This is a genomic window from Enterococcus sp. AZ089 (genome assembly GCF_050547225.1).
Taxonomy (GTDB): Bacteria; Bacillota; Bacilli; order Lactobacillales; family Enterococcaceae; genus Enterococcus_D; species Enterococcus_D entomosocium.
Window position 1 is genome coordinate 1,464,581 of the sequence record NZ_CP172954.1, and the last position, 21,545, is coordinate 1,486,125.

At 42.5% G+C, this 21,545-nt stretch carries 18 protein-coding genes, 1 riboswitch and 1 other annotated feature; of the genes, 10 read left to right on the forward strand and 8 right to left on the reverse strand.

Translation table 11 applies throughout. From position 1 onward, the window contains the following. Window positions 1-2 precede the first annotated feature (2 nt). A complete protein-coding gene (locus IGJ01_RS06885; protein WP_008381592.1) occupies window positions 3-659 on the forward strand; it encodes a DNA alkylation repair protein in 657 nt (218 codons plus the stop codon). Between the two features lie 135 nt (window positions 660-794). Here the strand turns inward: IGJ01_RS06885 and nrdG are convergent, their stop codons facing one another. After that, window positions 795-1,391: an anaerobic ribonucleoside-triphosphate reductase activating protein gene (nrdG, locus tag IGJ01_RS06890; protein WP_005236608.1), complete on the reverse strand. Its 597-nt coding sequence runs from the start codon at window positions 1,389-1,391 to the stop codon at window positions 795-797. Between the two features lie 80 nt (window positions 1,392-1,471). Next, the gene (nrdD, locus tag IGJ01_RS06895) at window positions 1,472-3,667 is read right to left on the reverse strand and encodes an anaerobic ribonucleoside-triphosphate reductase (RefSeq protein ID WP_005236607.1); all 2,196 of its coding nucleotides are present in this window, start codon (window positions 3,665-3,667) and stop codon (window positions 1,472-1,474) included. Window positions 3,668-3,953: 286 nt separating this feature from the next. On the opposite strand from nrdD, the gene IGJ01_RS06900 reads away from it, so the two are divergent. The 6 genes from IGJ01_RS06900 (at window position 3,954) to IGJ01_RS06925 (ending at window position 10,746) form a co-directional block, all read left to right on the forward strand. Beyond that, window positions 3,954-4,718, forward strand: coding sequence for an ABC transporter ATP-binding protein (locus IGJ01_RS06900; protein ID WP_005236606.1), 765 nt, complete (start codon window positions 3,954-3,956; stop codon window positions 4,716-4,718). Then, window positions 4,708-6,762, forward strand: coding sequence for an FtsX-like permease family protein (locus IGJ01_RS06905; RefSeq protein WP_400450161.1), 2,055 nt, complete (start codon window positions 4,708-4,710; stop codon window positions 6,760-6,762). Before IGJ01_RS06900 ends, IGJ01_RS06905 begins: the two co-directional genes overlap by 11 nt. Before the next feature lie 135 nt (window positions 6,763-6,897). Further along, entirely contained in the window at window positions 6,898-7,980 is a 1,083-nt protein-coding gene (locus IGJ01_RS06910) for a M42 family metallopeptidase (protein ID WP_005236602.1), read from the forward strand. Window positions 7,981-7,989: 9 nt separating this feature from the next. Beyond that, window positions 7,990-8,775, forward strand: coding sequence for a DUF975 family protein (locus IGJ01_RS06915; RefSeq protein ID WP_253271647.1), 786 nt, complete (start codon window positions 7,990-7,992; stop codon window positions 8,773-8,775). 207 nt (window positions 8,776-8,982) lie between these two features. Then, window positions 8,983-9,723: an MBL fold metallo-hydrolase gene (locus IGJ01_RS06920; protein ID WP_430601550.1), complete on the forward strand. Its 741-nt coding sequence runs from the start codon at window positions 8,983-8,985 to the stop codon at window positions 9,721-9,723. Between the two features lie 18 nt (window positions 9,724-9,741). Next, window positions 9,742-10,746, forward strand: coding sequence for a lipoate--protein ligase (locus tag IGJ01_RS06925; protein ID WP_005236575.1), 1,005 nt, complete (start codon window positions 9,742-9,744; stop codon window positions 10,744-10,746). Between the two features lie 47 nt (window positions 10,747-10,793). Here IGJ01_RS06925 and proS read toward each other — a convergent pair whose 3' ends face one another. Together proS and IGJ01_RS06935 are read right to left on the reverse strand one after the other, a co-directional pair. Then, on the reverse strand, window positions 10,794-12,227 hold the full coding sequence (gene proS / locus IGJ01_RS06930; protein WP_016621221.1) for a proline--tRNA ligase: 1,434 nt from the start codon (window positions 12,225-12,227) through the stop codon (window positions 10,794-10,796). Window positions 12,228-12,268: 41 nt separating this feature from the next. Further along, window positions 12,269-12,473, reverse strand: a binding site (T-box leader). A 96-nt stretch (window positions 12,474-12,569) separates the two neighbouring features. Beyond that, a complete protein-coding gene (locus tag IGJ01_RS06935) occupies window positions 12,570-14,411 on the reverse strand; it encodes a hypothetical protein (RefSeq protein ID WP_430601551.1) in 1,842 nt (613 codons plus the stop codon). 178 nt (window positions 14,412-14,589) lie between these two features. Between IGJ01_RS06935 and IGJ01_RS06940 the strand changes: the two genes are divergently transcribed. After that, entirely contained in the window at window positions 14,590-15,108 is a 519-nt protein-coding gene (locus tag IGJ01_RS06940; RefSeq protein WP_016613282.1) for a signal peptidase I, read from the forward strand. A 62-nt stretch (window positions 15,109-15,170) separates the two neighbouring features. On the opposite strand, the gene IGJ01_RS06945 is transcribed toward IGJ01_RS06940, so the two are convergent. Genes IGJ01_RS06945 through IGJ01_RS06960 form a run of 4 tightly spaced genes read right to left on the reverse strand, consistent with a single transcriptional unit; the run spans window position 15,171 to window position 18,405 of the window. Then, window positions 15,171-15,851, reverse strand: coding sequence for an energy-coupling factor transporter transmembrane component T (locus tag IGJ01_RS06945; protein ID WP_086372801.1), 681 nt, complete (start codon window positions 15,849-15,851; stop codon window positions 15,171-15,173). Beyond that, a complete protein-coding gene (locus tag IGJ01_RS06950; RefSeq protein ID WP_086299560.1) occupies window positions 15,778-17,190 on the reverse strand; it encodes an ABC transporter ATP-binding protein in 1,413 nt (470 codons plus the stop codon). Before IGJ01_RS06950 ends, IGJ01_RS06945 begins: the two co-directional genes overlap by 74 nt. Then, window positions 17,187-17,789, reverse strand: coding sequence for an ECF transporter S component (locus tag IGJ01_RS06955; protein WP_430601552.1), 603 nt, complete (start codon window positions 17,787-17,789; stop codon window positions 17,187-17,189). Before IGJ01_RS06955 ends, IGJ01_RS06950 begins: the two co-directional genes overlap by 4 nt. Next, window positions 17,782-18,405, reverse strand: a complete 624-nt coding sequence (locus IGJ01_RS06960; RefSeq protein ID WP_086299558.1) for a YkoF family thiamine/hydroxymethylpyrimidine-binding protein — start codon at window positions 18,403-18,405, stop codon at window positions 17,782-17,784. The genes IGJ01_RS06955 and IGJ01_RS06960 overlap by 8 nt, the downstream gene beginning before the upstream one ends. Before the next feature lie 94 nt (window positions 18,406-18,499). Beyond that, window positions 18,500-18,599: riboswitch (TPP riboswitch) on the reverse strand. 323 nt (window positions 18,600-18,922) lie between these two features. Between IGJ01_RS06960 and IGJ01_RS06965 the strand changes: the two genes are divergently transcribed. Both IGJ01_RS06965 and IGJ01_RS06970 read left to right on the forward strand, forming a co-directional pair. Next, window positions 18,923-20,467: a zinc ABC transporter substrate-binding protein AdcA gene (locus tag IGJ01_RS06965; protein WP_144330963.1), complete on the forward strand. Its 1,545-nt coding sequence runs from the start codon at window positions 18,923-18,925 to the stop codon at window positions 20,465-20,467. A 65-nt stretch (window positions 20,468-20,532) separates the two neighbouring features. Continuing rightward, the gene (locus IGJ01_RS06970; RefSeq protein WP_008381564.1) at window positions 20,533-21,543 is read left to right on the forward strand and encodes a plasmid pRiA4b ORF-3 family protein; all 1,011 of its coding nucleotides are present in this window, start codon (window positions 20,533-20,535) and stop codon (window positions 21,541-21,543) included. Window positions 21,544-21,545: the final 2 nt, after the last annotated feature.

Here is a 21,545-nt window from a genome sequence, read left to right on the forward strand (position 1 = left end):
ATATGACGATCTATCAAGTATATGAAACGATGATTGCTTTGGCTGATGAAGAACGAAGGGAAAAAATGGCCGCCTATATGCGGCATCAGTTTGAGTTTTTAGGCATCCCTACACCGTTGCGCCGTCAGCAGGAAAAAGCAGCCTTTAAAGTAGCAAAACAAATGAAACGAATCGATTGGGAATTTATCGATCAATGTTGGCAAAGCAGCTATCGGGAACACCAGTACCTTGCGATTGATTATTTAGTGGCGCTGGAGCCCTTTTTATCAGCCGTTGATCTAGGAAAAATTGAACAGTTAGTCATAACGAAATCTTGGTGGGATAGCGTGGACGCACTAAGTGAGGTCGTCAGAAAGCTTGTTCGCCGACTGCCAGCGTTAAAGGCTGAGATGCTTCGTTGGAGTCTTGAGGATAATCTTTGGCTACGGCGAGTGGCGATTCTTCACCAATTGTTGCAAAAAGAACAGATGGATCGACCATTACTTGAAGAGATCCTTGTCAACAATTTGGGGAGTTCTGAATTCTTTATCAACAAAGCCATTGGCTGGAGCTTGCGAGACTATGCCAAGACGAATCCTCTGTGGGTCCAAGATTTTCTTCTACGCCATCAAAAAAGTCTGGCGCCTTTGACGGTTCGTGAAGCAAGTAAGTACCTTTAAAAAGCTTGGTCACTGATTTTTATATAACAAAAAAACACCGTGCATCATCTTTGAAGGAAGATGTGGTGACCCCAAAAGTTCGATTTTTTGGTCTAACTTTTGGGGTCATCTCAAGATGCACGGTGTTTTGAGTCGTTAAATTTGTTTTTTGATTTGTTCGTAACTTGCTTCAGCATCTTTGCACTTTGCCCAGATAACCGCTTTTCCTTGTTCTCGAGATGCAGCAAGATCAATGATTCGTTGATTGCTGCTACCACGAAACTGCAAGTTTAGGTTTCGCTTGCTGAGTTCAAAACGGCCGTCCACCAAAATATCAATTTTGGATAAAAGTTCTAGTTTGTCAGGGGTCTCCAAGAGCAGTTCTTCGTAAGTGTAGCCTGACCAGCTCCAAATGTCCTTGCTATGACCAAATTCGGCGCGAACGCGATCAACAACTTTCAGACAGACCGTCGTGTTCAAGAAAGGTTCGCCGCCTAGGAGGGTCAGTCCTTGAACATAGTCATGTCGCAGATCCTCAATGATTCGATCCTCTAGCTCTTGGGTAAAAGGTGTGCCGTAGCGAAAGTTTTGGACGGCTTTGTTGAAACAGCCTTCACAAGCAAACAGGCAGCCGCTCACATATAAACTATTTCGGATGCCTTCACCGTCCACAAAGTTGAAGGCTTTGTAATCAGCAATATAATTTTGACTGTACTCGTTTGCTTTCCATTCTTGGGGCTTAGGATTTCTCATACGAAAACTTCTTTCTATTGTGAATTACAGGGGTTGTTGGATAAAAGGAGTGTAGAAGAAATCTAACACTCCTTTTATGATTATTCTTGCAAATGTTTGACCCGAGCAGAGATTTCTTTGTGACGACCGTTGACCATCGGGCGAGCTTGAGGATTTCCAAGATACCCGCAGGTTCTTTTGACAACATCACAACTTTTTGGATCGTGATTGCCACATTGTGGACATTCAAAGCCTCGTTCGGTTGGATTAAAGTCTCCTTCATATCCGCACTCGTAACAGTGATCGATAGGGGTATTTGTTCCAAGATAAGCGACCCGATCATATGCGTAATCCCAAACCGCTTCTAACGCTTTTGGATTTTGCTGCAAGACTGGATATTCACAGTAATGAATAAAGCCACCAGAACAGTATTTTGGATAGTCCTTTTCAAAATCAAGTTTCTCAAATGGTGTCGGATTTTTCCGCACATCATAGTGGAAGCTATTGGTATAATATTCTTTGTCGGTAATATTTTCAACTTCACCGAATTTTTCGGTATCTAAGCGACAGAAACGATCGGTCAAGCTTTCACTAGGGGTCGAGTACACACTGAAATGATAGCCGTATTCATCGCCCCAGGCATCGGCATGAGCTTTCAATTCTTTCACGATCGCCATCGTAAAGGCCTTTGCTTCTGGGTCTTGTTCCCAAGTTCCACCGTAAAAAGCCGAAGCAGCTTCGTATAAACCAATGTAACCAAGCGAAACAGTGGCACGTTTGTTTTTGAATAATTCGTTGACATTGTCTTTGCGATCCAAACGTTCACCGAAAGCCCCATACATATAAAGGATCGGCGCATTGGCGGGACTCGCTTCTTTACAGCGTTCCACTCGATAGACAAGGGCATCTTTAACGATTTGCAGACGGTCCTCCAGCAGTGACCAGAATTTTTCTTGATCGCCATTTGCTTCTAAGGCGATCCGTGGAATATTCAATGTCACGACACCTAGATTCATCCGACCGACATTGATTTCTTCACCACGTTCGTTTTTCCAGCCTTGCAAGAAAGAACGACAGCCCATCGGCACTTTAAAGCTCCCAGTCAATTCAACCAATTTATCATAATTCAAAATATCCGGGTACATCCGTTTAGTGGCACATTCTAAAGCCAGTTCTTTAATATCATAGTTCGGATCGGTAGGGGCCAAGTTGACCCCACGGCGAATACTAAAAATCAATTTTGGGAAAATAGCGGTACGCTTTTCACTGCCTAACCCGTTGATGCGAATTTGGAGAATCGCTCGTTGAATTTCCCGTTCGAACCAGTTGGTTCCTAAACCAAAGCCAAGGGAAGTAAACGGCGTTTGTCCGTTAGAGGTGAATAACGTATTGATTTCGTATTCTAGACTTTGCATTGCATCGTAGATATCTTTGCGGGTTTTGCTCTTCGCGTAAGCTTCCCGACGTTCGGGTGTCTCAATCCATTCTTCGGCATCTTTTAAATGTTTTTGGTAATTCAACTCAGCAAAAGGAGCCAATAATTCATCTGTTCGATCAGCAGAACAGCCACCATATTGACTCGATGCTACATTTGCAATGATTTGTGAGATTTGAGCGGTGGCCGTTTGGATCGATTTTGGCGATTCCACTTCGGCGTTCCCAATTTTAAATCCATTATTTAGCATGCCTTTAAAATCGATTAGGCAGCAGTTAGTCATTGGGGTATATGGATGATAATCCAAGTCATGGTAATGAATGTCGCCTTTTTGGTGGGCATTTGCCACGTGAGGAGGCAGCATTTTCAAACCAATCGATTTTCCTACGATCCCAGCGGTCAAATCACGTTGTGTGTTGAACACGTTACTATCCTTATTGGCATTTTCATTGACGACCGATTGATCTTTATTCATCAATTTATTGATCGTAAAGTTGATGTCTGTTGCTTTGCTGCGTTCGAAATCACGATGGGTCCGGTAGTTGATATATTCTTCAGCCAAGGCATACTCGTTCTTTGCTAACAAGATATGCTCGACGATATTTTGGATCTCATAGATTTTTACATTTGTACGAAAACGTTCCGCGATCTCGTGATCGACACTGTCAACGATCTCGGTGATTTTTTCGTGGTCGATGGGAGAAAGCTCACCGTTGATTTTTCTCAGAGCTTTCACTAACGCATCATAAATTTTTTGATCATCAAAATCGACAAGCCGTCCATCACGTTTTACGATTTTTAACTGACGCAAAGCGGACTGTCTTTCCAACCCTTGCTCAGGATTTCTCTTAATGTTCATCATTTCTACCACTCCTTATCTTCCACAATATAATAAAACAAATTGTAGAAATGAGCAACTATATATAGTAGTCGTAAAGGGTTTGTGTTTTGGATATACACAATATATGGTGTATATTCATTTAGGTATTTCCGAGAAAACTTGATAAGATTAAGGATTTGGTTGTTCCATGTTTCACATAATGAATAAAAACTTTTTTAAATTTATTTTTTCTCTGTTTTGAAGCAGAAGTATTCAATGATAAAGTATGCTACCATAAGGAGAGAATTTTTTTAAAGGAGGGTTCTGTGTGAAAAATATGATCGATGTGAAGCATCTGACAAAAAGTTACGGCACCCGTTTCAATCAAACCAAAGTATTAGATAACCTTTCTTTTGCAGTGGATCAAGGAGAATTTGTTGGGGTCATGGGGCCAAGCGGTGCTGGGAAAACGACCTTGATGAATCTTTTGTCTTCAATCATGCGACCTAGCTTAGGCTCGATCTATATCGATGGCAAAGACATTACCCGAATGTCGGAAAAAGCCCTCAGCGATTTTCGCCGTCAGCAGATTGGCTTCATCTTTCAAGATTTTAATCTTTTAGAGACATTGACAGCCAGAGACAATATTTTGCTGCCTTTAGCGATTGATCGCTTGCCCGTGAAGGAAACCCAAGTACGTATCGAGGAGACGGCCAATTTGTTAGGGATCGAGCACTTGTTGGATCGCTACCCAGAAGAATTGTCTGTAGGGCAAAAACAGCGGGTCGCTGCTGCTCGAGCAATCATCAGTCGTCCGGCGGTCCTTTTTGCTGATGAACCCACTGGCGCCCTTGATTCAAAAGCGGCGACAGAATTATTACGGTATTTAGCACAAATCAATCAACAAGAGAAAACAACGATCTTGATGGTCACCCATGATCCTTTCACCGCCAGCTACTGCAATCGGATTCTGTTCATTCGCGATGGTGTCTTCTTTGCGGAAGTTGTCAAAAAAGGCAGCCGTCAGGAATTTTTCGAAAAAATCATCGATATGCAGGCTACGATTGGAGGCGGTCCGCGCCATGTTGTTTAAAATCGGCTGGCGGAGTTTTTTGCGGCAGTTTCGCAATTATATGGTGTATTTTATTTGTATGATGACCGCCGTGATGATTTTTTATTCCTTTAACGCCTTGATGAATGATCGTCTGCTGAATCAACGGGTCCAGCAAGACATCCGCATTGAAGGGGTATTAGGATTTGGCAGCAGTGTGGTCGCATTTGTTGTCTTGTTTTTTATGCTGAGTGCCAATCATTTTTTTCTTAGTCAGCGACAAAAAGAAATCAGTGTTTACCAGCTTTTGGGGTTGCGACAAGGTCGTCTTGCTTGGCTGTTGCTACGGGAAACGTTTTTACTAAATTTTTTTTCTCTAGTGACCGGTATCTTTATGGGAATTATTTTTTCAAAATTCTTCTCAATGATTTTGATTCGGGCGATGGGCCTAAATTTGACCAGTCATTTCTTTAATTCACCGCAATCGATTTTTTCGACGGTCTTTGTCTTTATCGCCGCAATGATTATATTGAGTATTCAAGTGATCCTTTTTGTTTGGCGTACCCCAATGAGTGAATTGATCAAGACCGAATACCGCTTACCGATCAAAAAAATGAAAATGACTCCGTTTCGTACATTGATGGGGGTCCTAGGTCTGATTTTACTTGGGGTAGGGTATTATCTGTCATTGACCCTAAGGGAAACATGGACCAACTATATCACGTATACGCAAGATTTTTCAGCGATTCTATGGATCCCTTTACTGATTCTATTTTGCTGTATAACGGCAACCTATCTCTTTTTTGATTGTTCCTTGCCAGCACTGTTGTATTTTTTGAGTAAACCAAAAAAACGCCTTATCAAAGGGGCGAAGTTGATTGCTTACAATAACGTGCGTGCTTACTTGCAAAGGACGTGGAAAAGCTACGCCCTTTTGACGATTATCACTGCAATCGCGATTTCATTGATAGGGGGAACAATGGGGGTCATCTCTTTGAATTACCAAGCAACGAACCGTATCTATCCAACTTCCTTTCAGGTGTCAGGAGAGCAGGCAGGGGCCTTGCGTACCCTTTTAGAAAAGTCGGATGTGCCAATTAGAGCGGAACAAGCAATTCCCTACAAAATGACCAATATGACGGTGCAGACACGCTACCTAGGAGAATTGCAAGATGAAAGTGTCGAAAATATGATGGTGAATCTGGTGGCACTTTCGGATTATCAGCGTCTGCGAAAACTGGTTCCGGGTGCTCCTGAGATTCGACTGAGTACTGATAAGCAAGCTGTACTTTTTGACAGTCAATACGACGTAACTCGTTCATTTATCACATATCGCGATGAAGTCAAAGTCGGCAGTCAGCATAATTTTAAACTCATTCAAGCCGAACAAGATTATTTTGGTGATAGTGCTTTACGCTATTCTTTACCCAATGTCCTTGTCATTCAAGATGAGGCGTACCAACAAATCAAAGGATTCACCTATACCATTGCTTATTTACAGACCGAAAATGTGCAAACAGACGCGCTGACACAGTTGTTGGATGAAGAGCTGCCAATCGAGTGGGCGCATCCATTGACCTATGAATTTAGCGACGACCAAAAAAACGTACGCTTTTATCCAGAGACCGCTCGGGATTCAAGTAGTGATAGTGGTCAGACGACCGCATATCGGCTAACGTTAGCCAATCGCTTTACAACAATGCGCGGGGTGCGACGACAAGCAGGAATCATTTTGTTCGTATCGCTATTTGTTGGGGTGATCGTTTTGATCACCACGTCTAGTAGTTTGATCGTTCGGCAATTTTCTAACACGGAGCGGGAAAAGTACAATTACCGACTATTGACAAAATTAGGCTACACCCGTAATGAAGTGCGCAAGTTGGTGTACTGGCAAAACATTTGGATTTTTATGCCTGGCACCTTATTGGCGATTTTGCATGCGGTATTTGCCATCAATACTTTCACACAGATCATCGATAGTCCCGGGTATTGGGTTGCTCATTTGTTTGCAGCAGTGGCAGCAGTCGTCTATCTGTTTGCCTATTTGATTACCGTCAAGCTGTGTCTGCGGATTATTGAAACTTGATCTATTTATACGATAAAACGATTCTAGGAAACTAGGATCGTTTTTTTTCGTTTAACCAATCTTTTTGTATTTCCCTCTGGCACCAGATTAAGAGAATGGTATAATCATAATCAATGAGACAAAGGAGGAAGCAAGATGGAGAAAAAAGAAGAACAGCTTTTAATAGACCTAACGACTGCACGTGGGGTTCCTGGGAATGAGGAGGAAGTGCGTGAAGTCTTTAAAGAATATGCCAAAGACTTTGCTGAAGATATCTTTTTTGATGGTTTAGGAAGTGTCATTGCCAAACATGTTGGTGATGGCGGCGGTCCGAAAATTTTTATTTCGGGACATATGGATGAAGTCGGCTTTATGGTAACGAAAATTACGGAAAAAGGCTTTATCGAATTTCAAACCCTTGGTGGCTGGTGGGGGCAAGTGATGCTGGCACAGCAAGTGGAGATCAAAACCAATGATGGCAAATTGATCCACGGTGTCGTCGGCTCAAAACCACCCCATGTGTTGAGTCCAGAGACTCGAAACAAACCTTACGATATCAAAGATATGTTCATCGATATCGGCGCGTCAAGCGAAGAGGAAGCCAAAGGCTGGGGCATCCGTCCTGGAGACATGATCACCCCCTATATCCAATACAAACGGATGAACGACAGCAAATTTTTGCTAGCCAAAGCATGGGACAATCGAATCGGTACGGCGGTATCACTACGGGTATTAGAAACCTTGGCAGCCGAAGGACATCCAAACTGCTTGTTTGCCGGCAGTGACGTGATGGAAGAAGTTGGACTACGAGGTGCGCGAACAAGCACTCACTTAGTGAATCCTGATATCGCTATCGCACTAGATACTGGTACCGCTGGGGACACACCTGGAATGACACCAAAAGAAGCGGATTCTGTGTTAGGCAAAGGCCCACAAGTCTTGATTTTCGATGCTTCCATGATTCCTCACAAGAAATTATTGGATTTTGTGATCGATGTCGCCGAAGAGATGGAAATTCCTTTCCAATATACCGTGATCACTGGTGGGGGAACCGATGCTGGTCAAATGCATTTGACTCGTGATGGGGTTCCTTCGATCGCTATTACTGTGCCAGTTCGTTACCTGCATTCTCATACTTCTGTCATTCATGAGGATGACTACTTCAATACAGTCAAGCTTGTAACGGAAGTGGTTCGCCGCTTAGACGATAAGACCGTTAAAGCATTGCGCAGTTATTAAGGTGAGTCTATGAGATCAAATACAATGATTCGAGAGACGGCTAAAAACTCCTTGCGCGGATTCTGGGGAACGTTCGTCTTAAGTATTTTAGCAACGGTTGCGGTACAAGCGGTGGTCAGCTCGCTTTTTAGTAGTATTGGGACTTCTTTTGGTGCAAACAATGCAGAGAGCTGGATCGATCTGATCTTGGACAATTTTGTCTTCTTTGCTTTTTCAGTAGCATTGAGTATTATGGCACTCTATCTGGTTCGTGGCAGAGGAATCCAGGTGGCGGATATTTTTCTCGTCTTTGATAAGCGTCTGTATGTACCGTTTTTGCTACTAAATTTAGTGAGCGCGCTTTTAAATTATCTTTTGAGTTTTGCGATTTTCTTGCCGCAATTTGTCTTATCAGGCCTTAATCAATATTTGGGCTTGGTATTCAATTTTAATCGGGGAATTTCTATTGATGTATCGATGTTTAACGGTTCGATCGCTTTTGTTATTGGGACGATTCTCTCCATCATCTTGTTCTTCTTTTTGTCGCAAGTCGTTACTGGTGTGATCCAATTAGCAATCTATCTACGCTATGATCAGCCGGAATTAGGGGTTCTTCAGTCTATCAAAGTAGCCTTTGCTCTCTTGCGACCGCATCTGGGGCAATACATTTGGCTGCAGTTATCACTGATTGGTTGGTTTATTCTGGGTTTCTTGGCGCTTTTGATCGGGATGTTGTGGGCAAACGCCTATGCGTATGCGGTCAACGCAGCATTCTATGAAGAATTGATCAATGAACAACGAGCGCTGATCAGATAAGCAAAAAAAGACGACGTACCATTGAAATGGTTCCTTAAGGATAGAGTTGAACACTCATTCAAGGGATTCATCAATAGACGTCGTTTTTTTCTCATTTTCTTGATCCTTTTTCGCAAAAAAAATGGTCAGATTTTAGTCAAATCAGCTGAGATGTGATAGCATAAAAGAAGTAGAAAATCAGCTGGAGCCAAAGAGGAGGAAACACATGTGAAAATAACTGTCTTAGGTTGTTTAGGTGCCTATCCGTATAATGGTGAAGGGACTACTGGCTATTTAGTAGAGTCAGATGGCTTTCATTTGCTGCTTGATGCGGGAAGTACCACCTTGGTCCAATTAGAAAAGATCCTTGATCCCTTAGACTTAGATGCAGTGATTTTGACACATTACCATCACGATCATATTGCGGATCTGGGGGTATTACAATACTATTGGCAATTATATCCCGAAAACGAAGAACGGCAGGTTTTGCCGATCTACGGTCATGGGGAGGACAGGGTTCATTTTGAAAGTCTGACGATGCCGGGAGTGACCCAAGGATTTGATTACCTTCAGTCTGAGTCGTTGGAATTGGGCCCTTTCACCATTACCTTTATGAAAACGATCCATCCAGTCACTTGCTATGCCATGCGATTTGTTGAGAAAAGCACGGGCAAGGTCTTTGTTTTTACTGGAGACTCTGGCTATTTAGAATCTTTCGTTGCGTTTGCTGAAGGGGCTGACTTATTCTTGGCAGATACCTATCTTTTTGCAGGAAATGAGCGGCACAAGGCTCATTTTACTTCAAAAGAAGCAGGGGAGATCGCCCATGCAGCGCAGGTGAAAAAATTAATGTTGACGCATTTGCCGCAACATGGTGACTTAGAACAGTTACGAGAAGAGGCTGCACTAGCTGCCAATGGAATCCCTGTTGAGTTGGCGGCTGTTCAAAAAATAGTAGAAATCATCTAATTAGGAGGAACAAATAGTATGCTTTTTGTACCGAATGAACTGAACGACCCACGCATCAATTTAGCCATCGAGATTTTTCTTCTTCAAGAAATGAAAGTGGATGAACCCATCTTACTTTTTTACATTAATGAACCATCGATTATCATTGGACGCAATCAAAATACGATCGAAGAGATCAATAAGGAATATGTGGATGAACATGGGATTCATGTCGTTCGTCGTTTCAGCGGCGGCGGTGCAGTCTATCATGATTTCGGAAACTTGAATTTCAGCTTTATTATGCCTGACGATGGCAATTCTTTCAGAGATTTTGAAAAACTGACCAAACCAATCGTCCAAGCCTTGCATGAGATGGGGGTTGAAGGGGCGCAACTAAAAGGGCGCAACGATCTTGTGATCAATGACATGAAGTTTTCTGGGAATGCGATGTACGCAACGAATGGCCGGATGTTTGCTCATGGGACGATCATGTTTGACAGTGACATCAATGAAGTGGTCAACGCCTTGAAAGTCCGCAAAGACAAAATCGAATCAAAAGGCATCAAATCGATCCGCTCAAGAGTGACAAATATCAAACCATTCTTGCCAAAAGAGAAGCAAGACATGACGACTGAAGAGTTCCGTCAAGAAATCTTATTGAAGATTTTTGGTGTCGATTCCGTGGAAGAAGTCAAAACCTATGAACTGACTGAAGAGGATTGGGTCAAGATCAATGAGATTTCCGATAAGTATTATCGCAACTGGGATTGGAATTACGGTAAATCTCCAGCTTTTGATATTGAACGCCGTCATCGCTTCCCAATCGGCTCCATCGAAGTTCGTTTGAATGTGGCAGAAGGAAAAATCACGGATGCCAAAATCTTTGGCGACTTTTTCGGACTAGGGGACATTGCAGATGTCGAACAAGCCCTGATCGGAACTCGTTATGCCAAGGAAGATTTGGCACAAGTCATCGCCAACATTGATGTTAAAAAATATTTTGGCAACATCACGCCTGAAGATTTTCTTTCATTGATTTATTAATCAAAAAACGAAGCAGCCTTTTCAATCTGGCTGCTTCGTTTTTTCTATTAGTATGCGCGGGCGATCCAAACGGTATGCTTGGCAGGTTTGCCACTGACGATATCGACTGTTTTTTCCATTGGTGCTTCAAACGGAATGTTTCGGGTAGTAAAGCCGGTTTCTTCTTTGATTTTCGCTTCCGTTTCTTCCGAGCCGTCCCAACCGATCAAAACAAAGCCAGTCACTTTGTCTTCTTGTTTGCACGTTTCGATATGGGCTTTTAGTTCATCCAATGTATCGATGTTGGTGTACTCATTATCTTTGTTACGTTCCTTCGCAGCTGCCAATAAGCGTGGGGTCATTGCTTGCAGTTCTTGATCAACGAAGGCTTCCAAGTGCTCAAGGGCGACTGTTTGCTTGTCAGCCAAGTCGCGGACTTTGACCATCACTTTGCCAGCTTCTAAATCTCTTGGGCCACATTCGATTCGCAAGCAAGCGCCTTTTAGTTCCCATTCATTGAACTTATAGCCAGGTGAGTTATCAGAATCATCCAATCGAACACGAATGCCCTTGGCTTTAAAGTTGGCATACAGTTCTTCTAATTTTTCTAAGATGGCTGGATTCTTTTTCCATGGACCGACTGGTAACAACACAACTTGGGTTGGTGCAATGGTTGGTGGGAAAACTAACCCATTTTCATCGCCATGGGTCATGATCAAGGCCCCCAACAAGCGGGTAGAGACACCCCAAGAGGTTGTGTGGGCATGGACATGCTTGTTTTCTTTCGTTAAATACGTAATATCAAATGCTTCAGCAAATTTTGTCCCCATGTAGTGGCTGGTTCCTGCTTGGACTGCTTTGCCGTCTTTCATCATCGCTTCGATCGAATAAGTATCAACTGCTCCAGCAAAACGCTCGGAAGGGGTTTTTTGTCCGCGATAAACAGGGATCGCTAGGAATTCTTCGCAAAGGCGGGCATATTCATCCAAGATTTTCATGGTGCGTTGACGTGCATCTTCTTCGTTTTCATGAGCGGTATGGCCTTCTTGCCATAAAAACTCTGAGGTACGCAAGAAAGGCAATGTTTTCTTTTCCCAACGAAAGACGTTTGCCCATTGATTGATTTCATAAGGCAGGTCACGGTAGGAGTTGATCCAATCAGAAAAGGCAGAGCCAATCATGGTTTCTGAGGTTGGACGCAAGGCCAAAGGTTCTTCCAATTTTTCATTGCCGACTTCTGTGACCCATGGCAATTCAGGCGCAAAACCTTCAATATGATCGGCTTCTTTCATAAAGAAATTTTGCGGAATCAGCATTGGGAAGTACGCATTGCGAATGCCCTCTTTTTTCAAGAATCGATTGAACTCTTCTTGGATATGCTCCCAAAGTTCGAAGCCGTCAGGACGGAAAATAATGGAGCCTTTCACTGGGGAGTAAGCCATCAATTCGGCTTTTTGGATCGTTTGGATATACCATTCTGTAAAATCATTTTTTTGTGTCATTCTTTTTCCTCCTTAAAAAAATAAAAAAGCATCTCGTCCTAAAAAAGGACGAAATGCTTGGATTTCGCGGTACCACCTTTGTTGATTATCTATCGGGATAATCCAACTCGTAAAGGATAAGGCCTTTCCACCGACCGTTTTGCGGTCATTGCCATTGGGTAGGTTCATTTTATCAGTGGGTGTCGATTTTTCAGCTGCCATCGACTCTCTAAGACCATCATAAAACTACTATTCCAATGCTTGTTGCTGTTCTTTATCATGCTAAAGCGAAAAAGCGAAAAAAGCAAGAGTTTTTTCGCTTTTTCTTAAAATCGCTCCTTTAAAACTAATGTAGCAAGACGGTCAGTCGAAAGACAGCGGATCTATTTTCGCCCTAAGTGTCAAATGCAAGAGGTGAAGCCCGTCAGTTTCTTCAATCCGGATACTTCCTTGGTAGGCTAAACAAAGTTGTTCTAGCATTTGCATGTCAGCCTGCATCGCCTGTCGTTTGGTTTCATTGTTCTGTAGTTTTTCTGCTTCTTCATTTGAGAGAAGCGGCATTTGGCAGTCGATATGCAACTGGCCGTTCGTGTCATTCACCCTCAACGCGAGTCTTCGCTTTTGAGGATCAGTGACCGCACAAGAGTATCGGATGGCGTACTCTAGGCAATGAGCGATCAAGGATAGACGATCATTTTCCGCCAATTGTTCCAGTGGTTCTATGATGCCATCACAGGCAAAGGTGATCCTTTTTTGAGCAGCTGTGTGTTTATAATTAGCAAGCAGCATCGTCGTGAGTGATTCTTTTTCAACGGAAGGACTCGTTAACTGCTGCTTGATCTGTTCTTCAATCTCACTAAGGCCTTCATAGGCCGCTGCCAACTGCTGATCTTCTAACATATCCTTGACCGTATGGGTTCTTTGTTTGATGGTCCGTAAAACTTGCTGCCATTTTAACGTTTGTTCAGGGCTGATCGCTTGTTGGTTCTCATATAAACGCACTTTGATGTCTGCCGTATCGATCTGCTTATTTTTACCCTCGCTGGCAAAAAAGAGTTCAAGGAAGCCGTAGCAAGTAAAAATGATAATTAATAAGAAAAAGATGATCGAACGCCAATTAATATCAGATTGTGGCAAAACTAAAATATCCTGAATATACAAGAAACAATGACCAATAGCCGCAATCACGATCCAAGGCGCACAAATGACATAAAAAGGATTTTTTTTCAATGCTTCATAGATTGCTGCAAAAGAAGTAATGAAGGTACTGGTAATATTCAACAAGAACATATAATTCATGATGACGGGCAAACTTTGTGCTTGGAAAAGTGCGAAAAGTATCGCTAATAGACCGAATGAATAGTGGAAGTATAACCATTTCTGGTAGTACTTACGAATAAAATGCATATTTGTACAGTAAAAGCCGATCAAGAACATTGGTGTAATAATAGAAAGAATATTTAACATTACGGAGTTGACGATCGGGGGAAACAGTAGTCCACCAAGCATATCGCTGAAGCCCGCTTCCAAGCCTGCTGTTAAGGCAAAGCCGCTGAATAAGAGAGAAGATATTTTCAGCCTTCGTTGATTGATAAAAGAAACTAAGACATAAAATAAATTGATGATACAAATAAAACCAGTAAATAAAAGAATGTAAATATTTAAAATTGACAGACTGAAGACATAGCCGATCAGTGCATTTGCAGGGCCAAAAAAGACTTCTGCTGGGAAGCCAGAATAGGTGTCAAAAGGACTAGTCACGTATATTTTCAAGGTTTTACCAACATAATCCTCAGGCAAGGTGATAAAAGACAATGTTTTGCCTGGATGATTGAGAGTCAGTGGATCATTGGGCTCATCGTTGGTGTAAATTTCTTGATCATCGAGATAGACAGTCATGTGTTGATGATCGCCAACTAGTAACATTGTAGGGTATTTATAATCGTTGGTCATTTTTCGCTTCATCACAAAACGATCATTGGCTTTTACACTAGGTAAATGTTTCACATAACGGCTAATAAAAGTAGATTCGGGATTGTCCTCAGCATAGAAAATCCAGTCTTCCTTTTTCTCCACTGCATGGATATCAGAAGTTGGGAATAAAAAAAGAACGAGAAAAAAGACAATACTTCCCAGTAAAAATAGGACCAGAAGGATGAAGGGAATCCAACGCTTTAAAAAAAACTTGTTATTTAAAAAAGGCATACTTTTTCTCCTCTGTTTTTTAATCGCCTTTAGCATAATATAAATAATTAAATAAAGTCAAATAATAATCGAGTAATCTTCGTATAAAAATTCAATGAAACGTTTTTAAATATTTGAAAAAATTAGAGTTATGTTATAGAATCATAAAAGAAACTGAGGTTTAGAAGGAGAATAGAAAATGAAGCTTTTTCCAAAACAAAGTATCATGCTCTCACTTTTTGTACTGATGTTCATGCTGCTGTCTGTACTAATTGTGGTGATCCCACATGCGTTTGGTTTCACAATGGCTATTGTTGCTAGTGATGCAATGGAACCGACATATTCTGAAGGGACACTCCTTTTTGTAAAAAAAGCTTCTGAAGATAATTTAGTGGTTGGCAACGAAGTAACGTATTATGTTGATCAAGGTAGACAGATGCGGACGCGGCGAATCGTTGCGGTTGGGGAAAATCAATCGGTGCTCTACACCATTGGCGACAATCAAAATCAGATGGAACCAAACGAAATTCAAAAAAGTCAATTGATTGGCCAGCCGATATTTTATATTCCCAAAGTAGGGGCCTGGTTGAACCAAACGACGATCCAGCTGTTTAAAAACATGTATCTTCTTTTCGCCTTGTATATATTAGCAACGACGATGTTTGTTACGTTTTACCAAATCAAATCTGGCTCAGTAAAAAAGACGATCACTTCTTAATAAATCAATGAAAAAAGACAAAGAAACCCTTACGTTTCTTTGTCTTTTTGTCTCTTTCCCCTTTATAGGATGAGTGTTCCGCCAAGTCCCACCATCAAACATAAGGATAAAAACAGCGTATCCATAAAAGTGATTCGAAATGTCTTGGCATAAGTTCGCTTTCCTTCACCGTCGAAACCTCTTGAAAGCATTGCCGTCGCCAAAAGTTCGGACCAGCGAATGGATTTGACGAGTAAAGGAATCAACATTTTGAAAGAAAACGAATTGACTGAGATTCCTCTGGAACGCATGCTATTGCGGATGTTTTGATACTCTGCTGGAATGATCGGAGCAATTTGAAACGCAGCGAGCAGACCGTACGCAAAAACGGCAGGTAGATGCAGCTGTTGCTGCAGCGAATAAATCAATTCATTGATCGTGGTCGTCACACTGAAGGAACTGCCCAGAATACCGAAGCAGTAGATACGGCTCGCCATGTCAAGCCCATAGTGAATAGCTGTCGTTGAGGAGGGGTCGCCTTGATGGTCTTGATAGTAAAGGAGACCAGTGAAAAAGACCCCTACAGCTGCCAGTGTTAATGCAGAAAAGAGCAAAAGACTTTTTTTCAAGGAGCGCTCTTTTACAGTAATAACGAAGAATAGGACAGAGAGCAATAAATTCAATCTGAAATTATTTTGAAAAGAAACCACTAAGGCGAGTCCTAAAATGGCGAATAACTTGACTGTGGGATTGAGTGTACGCATCTGCGACCTCCTTTTGATAGCAATTGAAATCAATGATTTGCGAGCAAAACTGTTGCAACAATAAGACATCGTGACTAACGATCAAAACTAACGTGCCAGTGGTTGCTTTAGCAGCTAATAGCTCCATGATCTGCCAAGCTTGTGTGACATCTTGACCATATGTCGGCTCGTCTACTAGCAGTAGGTCGACCGGGCGCTGCAGTAAGGAGGCAACAGCCAAGCGCCGTTGCTGTCCTTGACTCAGTAGAAAAGGCGACTGGGCACTCTTGTTTTGCAGACGCAATTTTTCGAGTAGTTTGTCGCTCTCGGTCGGGGCGCTTCCTTGGCTAAGCTCTTGCGCAACGGTAGCTGCCAAAAATTGGTCTTGCGGATTTTGCATGATCCAACTGATGGAGCGAAAAGGTGACGGATACTTCTTGATTGGTTTACCTGCCAAAAGAATATCCCCTTTATAGGCCTGCTGCTGTAAAATAGCTTTTAAAAACGAAGACTTGCCGCTGCCGCTACGTCCAGTGATTCCAATCAGTGAGCCCTTATCAAAGGCAAGATCTGGGAAAACAATTTCATGGTTTCGGATGGGTAATCGGAAATTTTGAAATGAAAGCCGTTTTTCGTTAGAAGTCGATTTAATGTTCACAAGCGGCAGCGACTTGCGAAGGTGCTGATCAAGTTGGCGGAGCGCTGCTTGATTGATCGTTCTGAATTCCTCTTCAATCAGCAGCCACTCATCGACCCAGTTAGCGGTCTCTTTGATTTGATGATCGATCAATAAAATACCAAGAGCATTTTTGTGTTGGATTTGCTGCAGTTTTCGTATGACTTTTTGACTTGTGTCCGAATCCAAATTGGCAAAGGGTTCGTCCAAAAGCAAGTAACGACTTTTTAATATCAGACAACAAGCCAATGCGGCTAGCTGTTTTTCACCACCAGACAAGGTCGTGAAAGGTTGATCAGCAAGGTGGGTAATCTCGCAAAATGCCAAAGCTTCAGCCACTTTGTTTGGCATGTCTTTTTGGGAAATACATTGATTCTCTAAACAGAAAAGCAACTCTTCTCGCGGTGTTGCCATGCAAAATTGCATATCAGGATTTTGAAACAATAAGCTGACGGACGTGCTTCTTTCCCGGATGGAAAGCTGGTTCATCGTTTGGCCGTCAATCGTATACGTCCCTCCATCAAACCCCTTCTCATTTAGTCCCGCTAAGAGATGGAAAAGGGTGCTTTTTCCTGTTCCTGAAGCACCATAAATCCCTTTTGTTTCACCAGGGGCCAAAGACAGAGTCAATTCAAGTCGCTTTTGATCCACCAAAAAACTGCCGTTTTTTACCGACAGGCTCATGCGGTTTTCCGTTTGACGATGACCGTTTGATCTTCAGCGATGGGGTAACTGTTGAGGACCCCCATCCGTGTCAAGTGGTCACAGACGATCTTCACTAAAAAGGCTGAAAAGAATAACGAAGAAAACAAGCGAATAAGAAAGATCGCCAACAGCAACTGCCATTGTAGGTTAATGAAATTTGACCGAATGATTCCCCAAAGAAAACTCGTGATCGTGGCGCCCACGGCTCCAGTAACTAAAGGGAACCACCCGTATCGTCGGTAGCGGCCTAATGCAAAACCGGCTTCTGTTCCGATCCCCTGTACAAAACCGCTAATAAAAATGATAGGTCCATAAAAATTTCCCATAAACACTTCTAAAAGAGCCGCAATCATTTCAGTGATCGTAGCTGCTCCCGGCTTACGTAGCACATATCCGGCAAAAGCTGCCGCCATGAACCAAACACCAAAGATAAACTCATTGGCTAAGACAGATAAACCAAAGGGCGTTAGAAGCGTACCTAACAACAATCCGAAATGGACAGCCCAAAGATAGATCACGCCAAAAATCAACGAAGCAATTCCTACCATGATGACATCTTTCAAAGCCCACTTAGTCACGTGGCATCGCCTCCTTTTTTGAAGGGCTGTTGACCGAAACAGTCGCTTCCAGAACATAGTGGGGGAGATGGTCATGGGCATAAGCTAATGCGGCTTCAAAATAAGCAAAGAGTTGGCTTGCTGATCCGGTCAGCATCGTCACATAGTGAGCAGAACGAGGGCTCAAGCCATGAGTCTCTGCCAGCTGGACGATCGTGGCGATTTCTTCCATATAATGATTTTCGCCAAATACGTAAAACGAATATTTGCAATCAACCAAAAAGTCACCATTCGCTAGGTTCTTTCCTTTATTGGGTTGCGCCTGTTCGCCATTCAAGAATGTGTCACCCGCAGTGTCTCCGGGACAGCCTTTGGAAAAAGTAAACTCACCCACGAGGTGTGTCTTTGATTCGTAGGCGTTGATAAATAGCGCCTCTGCTGCGTCTATGACACTAGGCGCTTCCCCTCGAAAAAGGGTACTGAACAGATCGGTCTGCTGCCAAACAGCGCTCGTATTCGTTTTTTCGATACTTGTTAAAATTTGTTGCGCGAAATGGTCTTTCATTGGGTACAAGCTAACTCGGCACCCCGTGATATCGATCCCATCTGCCGCACAGGCGATTGGTTCATTTGTCATTTTTCTCTTCTCCTCTCGATGGTTTTTCTGTCTACAAAAAAAGCGTTCCTCCTTTTTCTATCCACACGTAGACAGAAAAAATGGGAACGCGAAAAATCATGCGCTGCCACTTCCCTACGTTGGTACTAACCAAATCAGGTTCTAAGGGACCAGACATACGTCTATCTCAGCATAAAGCGCCCCTAGTGGATAATCTTGTATTCAATTACCCCTCGAGTGTAGCACAGGAGGCGACAAAGGACAATAGATAGCGATTTTCGTCATTTGCCGATTGTTGCCGAATCAACCGATCCATTCAGTAAGTTAATAATGATATCAGCAGTGGTACATATGAAAGTTTTTACATATAAAAAAACATCTTGAAAAGCTGTTGACAAGGAGTAAATAGTTGTGTAAAGTAGAAAACCGATGGTAAAACGTAAACGTTACGTTTTGTTTTTGTAAATCGTAATTGATTTATCAGTGTTTTGCCGAGGAAAAGGAAATATGGAAAAATAAAAAGGAGTGTATTTTGAAAATGAAGAAGTTTTTTAAAATAACGATGTTATCAACAGTAGCCCTAGCTTTGGCGGCCTGTGGACAAGGAGGCTCTGATGCAACTGAACAATCAGGCAACGCTGCTTCTGATAATGAACAAATCCAGGTCATGGCTACGTTTTATCCGATGTATGATTTTGCTCGTCAAGTTGTAGGGGATGAAGGGGAGGTTGAATTATTGATGCCCGCAGGCACTGATTCCCACGATTATGAACCTTCTGCAAAAGATATGGCAAAGATCCAAGATGCGGATGTTTTCGTCTACAACAATGAGAACATGGAAATGTGGGTTCCTTCGATTGAAGCCACGTTAAATGACGGGGATGTGACAGTGGTTAAAGCCACAGAAGGAATGGTCCTGTTACCCGGTGACGATGACCACGACCACGATCACGATCATGACCACGGCGATGATGGTCATTCTCATGAATTAGATCCCCATGTCTGGTTAGCCCCAAGCTTAGCCATGAAACAAGTAGAGGCGATCCGTGACCAGCTGAGTGAGGCTTATCCAGCGAAAGCGACAGCCTTTGCTGAAAATGCGGCAAATTATTTAGCACAATTACAAGATCTTCATGAATCGTATGAAGAAGCATTTAGCAATCCGGCGCAAAATCATTTTGTAACGCAGCACGCCGCTTTTGGTTATTTAGCTTTAGAATACGGATTGACCCAAGTTCCGATCTCCGGTCTTTCACCAAGTGAAGAGCCTTCCGCTTCACGGATCGCAGAACTAAAAGAGTTCGTTCAAGAAACAGGTATTCAGACGATCTATTTTGAAGAAAATGCCAAAGACAGCATTGCCCGGACGTTAGCGTCAGAAGCAGGAGTTGAATTAGCTGTTTTGAACCCATTAGAAGGCTTGACCCAAGAGCAGATGGATAACGGGGAAGACTACATTTCAATTATGGAGCAAAACCGCGATGCCTTGAGAAAAACCACCGATGTAGCAAATGACAAAGAAATGGCTGAAGCCGAAAAAGAAAAAACAGTTTATAACGGCTACTTTGAGGATGCCGATGTACAAGACCGTCCTTTATCTGACTGGGCAGGATACTGGCAATCCGTTTACCCATTTTTACAAGACGGAACATTGGATCAAGTGTTTGATTATAAAGCAAAAATGGACAAGAAAATGACAGCTGACGAATACAAAGAGTATTATACGACAGGGTATCAAACGGATGTTGCTCAGATCAAGATCACAGACAATACAATGACATTTATTTTTGATGATGGTACTGAGAAAGAAGCTAAGTATGTGTATACTGGCAAAGAGGTTTTGAACTACTCAGCTGGTAATCGTGGCGTACGCTTCTTATTTGAAAGCACCGATGAAGATGCGGCGTTCAAATATATCCAATTTAGCGACCATATGATCGCACCAGGTGCTTCACATCATTTCCATATCTACTTTGGCAACGAGAGTCATGAAGCGTTACTAGAGGAAATGGAGCATTGGCCGACCTATTACCCAACGGGGATAAGCGGATTAGAAATTGCACAGGAAATGCTCTCCCATTAAAAAAAAGATTGACAATCCTCGCTCTTTTCGTCAAAGTAAACTTGATAGGAAGGAGCGAGATTTTTTTGGAAAAAACATTGAAGAAATTAGCGAAAGTGATTGACCGGATGATGGATCACGTTGATTTGTATGGCGGACCCAGTGTGGTTAGTGACGACGATCTTGAGCATTACTTAGATCCTGTTTTTTACTTGATCTTTTGCGCGGAAACAGATGGCGGCATGACCAAACTAAAAGACAAAGTCTTTGTTGAATGGGTATATACTGAAATGCTGCCTCAAGAAGTACCGTACAGTCTAAATTTTCTTCCGTTTGCCAAAACAGCCATTGAAGACTTTTATTACTGCATGTATAAAGAAAAGCATATTACCAAATCGCAATACCTAGAAATTGCCTTTGTATTGGCTGAAAAACAACCTATCTTTTTCGCTCGGATGTCCAAACCACAGTTTTGGTCAGCTGAAAAGAAAGAAGCGATGTTAGCAATGATTAAAGACACCGATCCCGAAGAACATGATCTATTGCCCGTTGATGACCCACGGATTGCTGCAATCTCGCCAAAAATCGTCCCATTTCCAACAAAACATACGGCCTTTGATGACGCAGCAGATACGCCGGTCGCCTATCAGGTCCGTATTGATTTAGAAGGATACCGTCCGCCAATTTGGCGTCGTTTGATTATTCCTGCAGGGCTGACCTATGAACAGCTACATATTTTGATCCAGATTGCCTTTGAGTGGATGAATCAACATTTGTATTTGTTTATTGCCGGCTCGAAATCGATCGGCTTAGGCAATTCCGTTCCAACGGATGCGTCCGCTATTGACCAAGATTTTCAGTATTGTAAGTCCATGACCTATATTTATGATATGGGGGCAGATTGGACACATAAGATCAAGATTGAAAAAGTGTTGACAGCAGAGGATCATCCGAATCCGGTCGTCCCGGTTTGTATCAAAGCTGTGGGCGATGTCCCGATCGAAGATGCCTTTGATGATGATATCCGTGAACCACTGGATCGTGAGATCATCAATGAAGTTTTACTCGATTATTGGGAAACAGGAGAATATGTTTAACT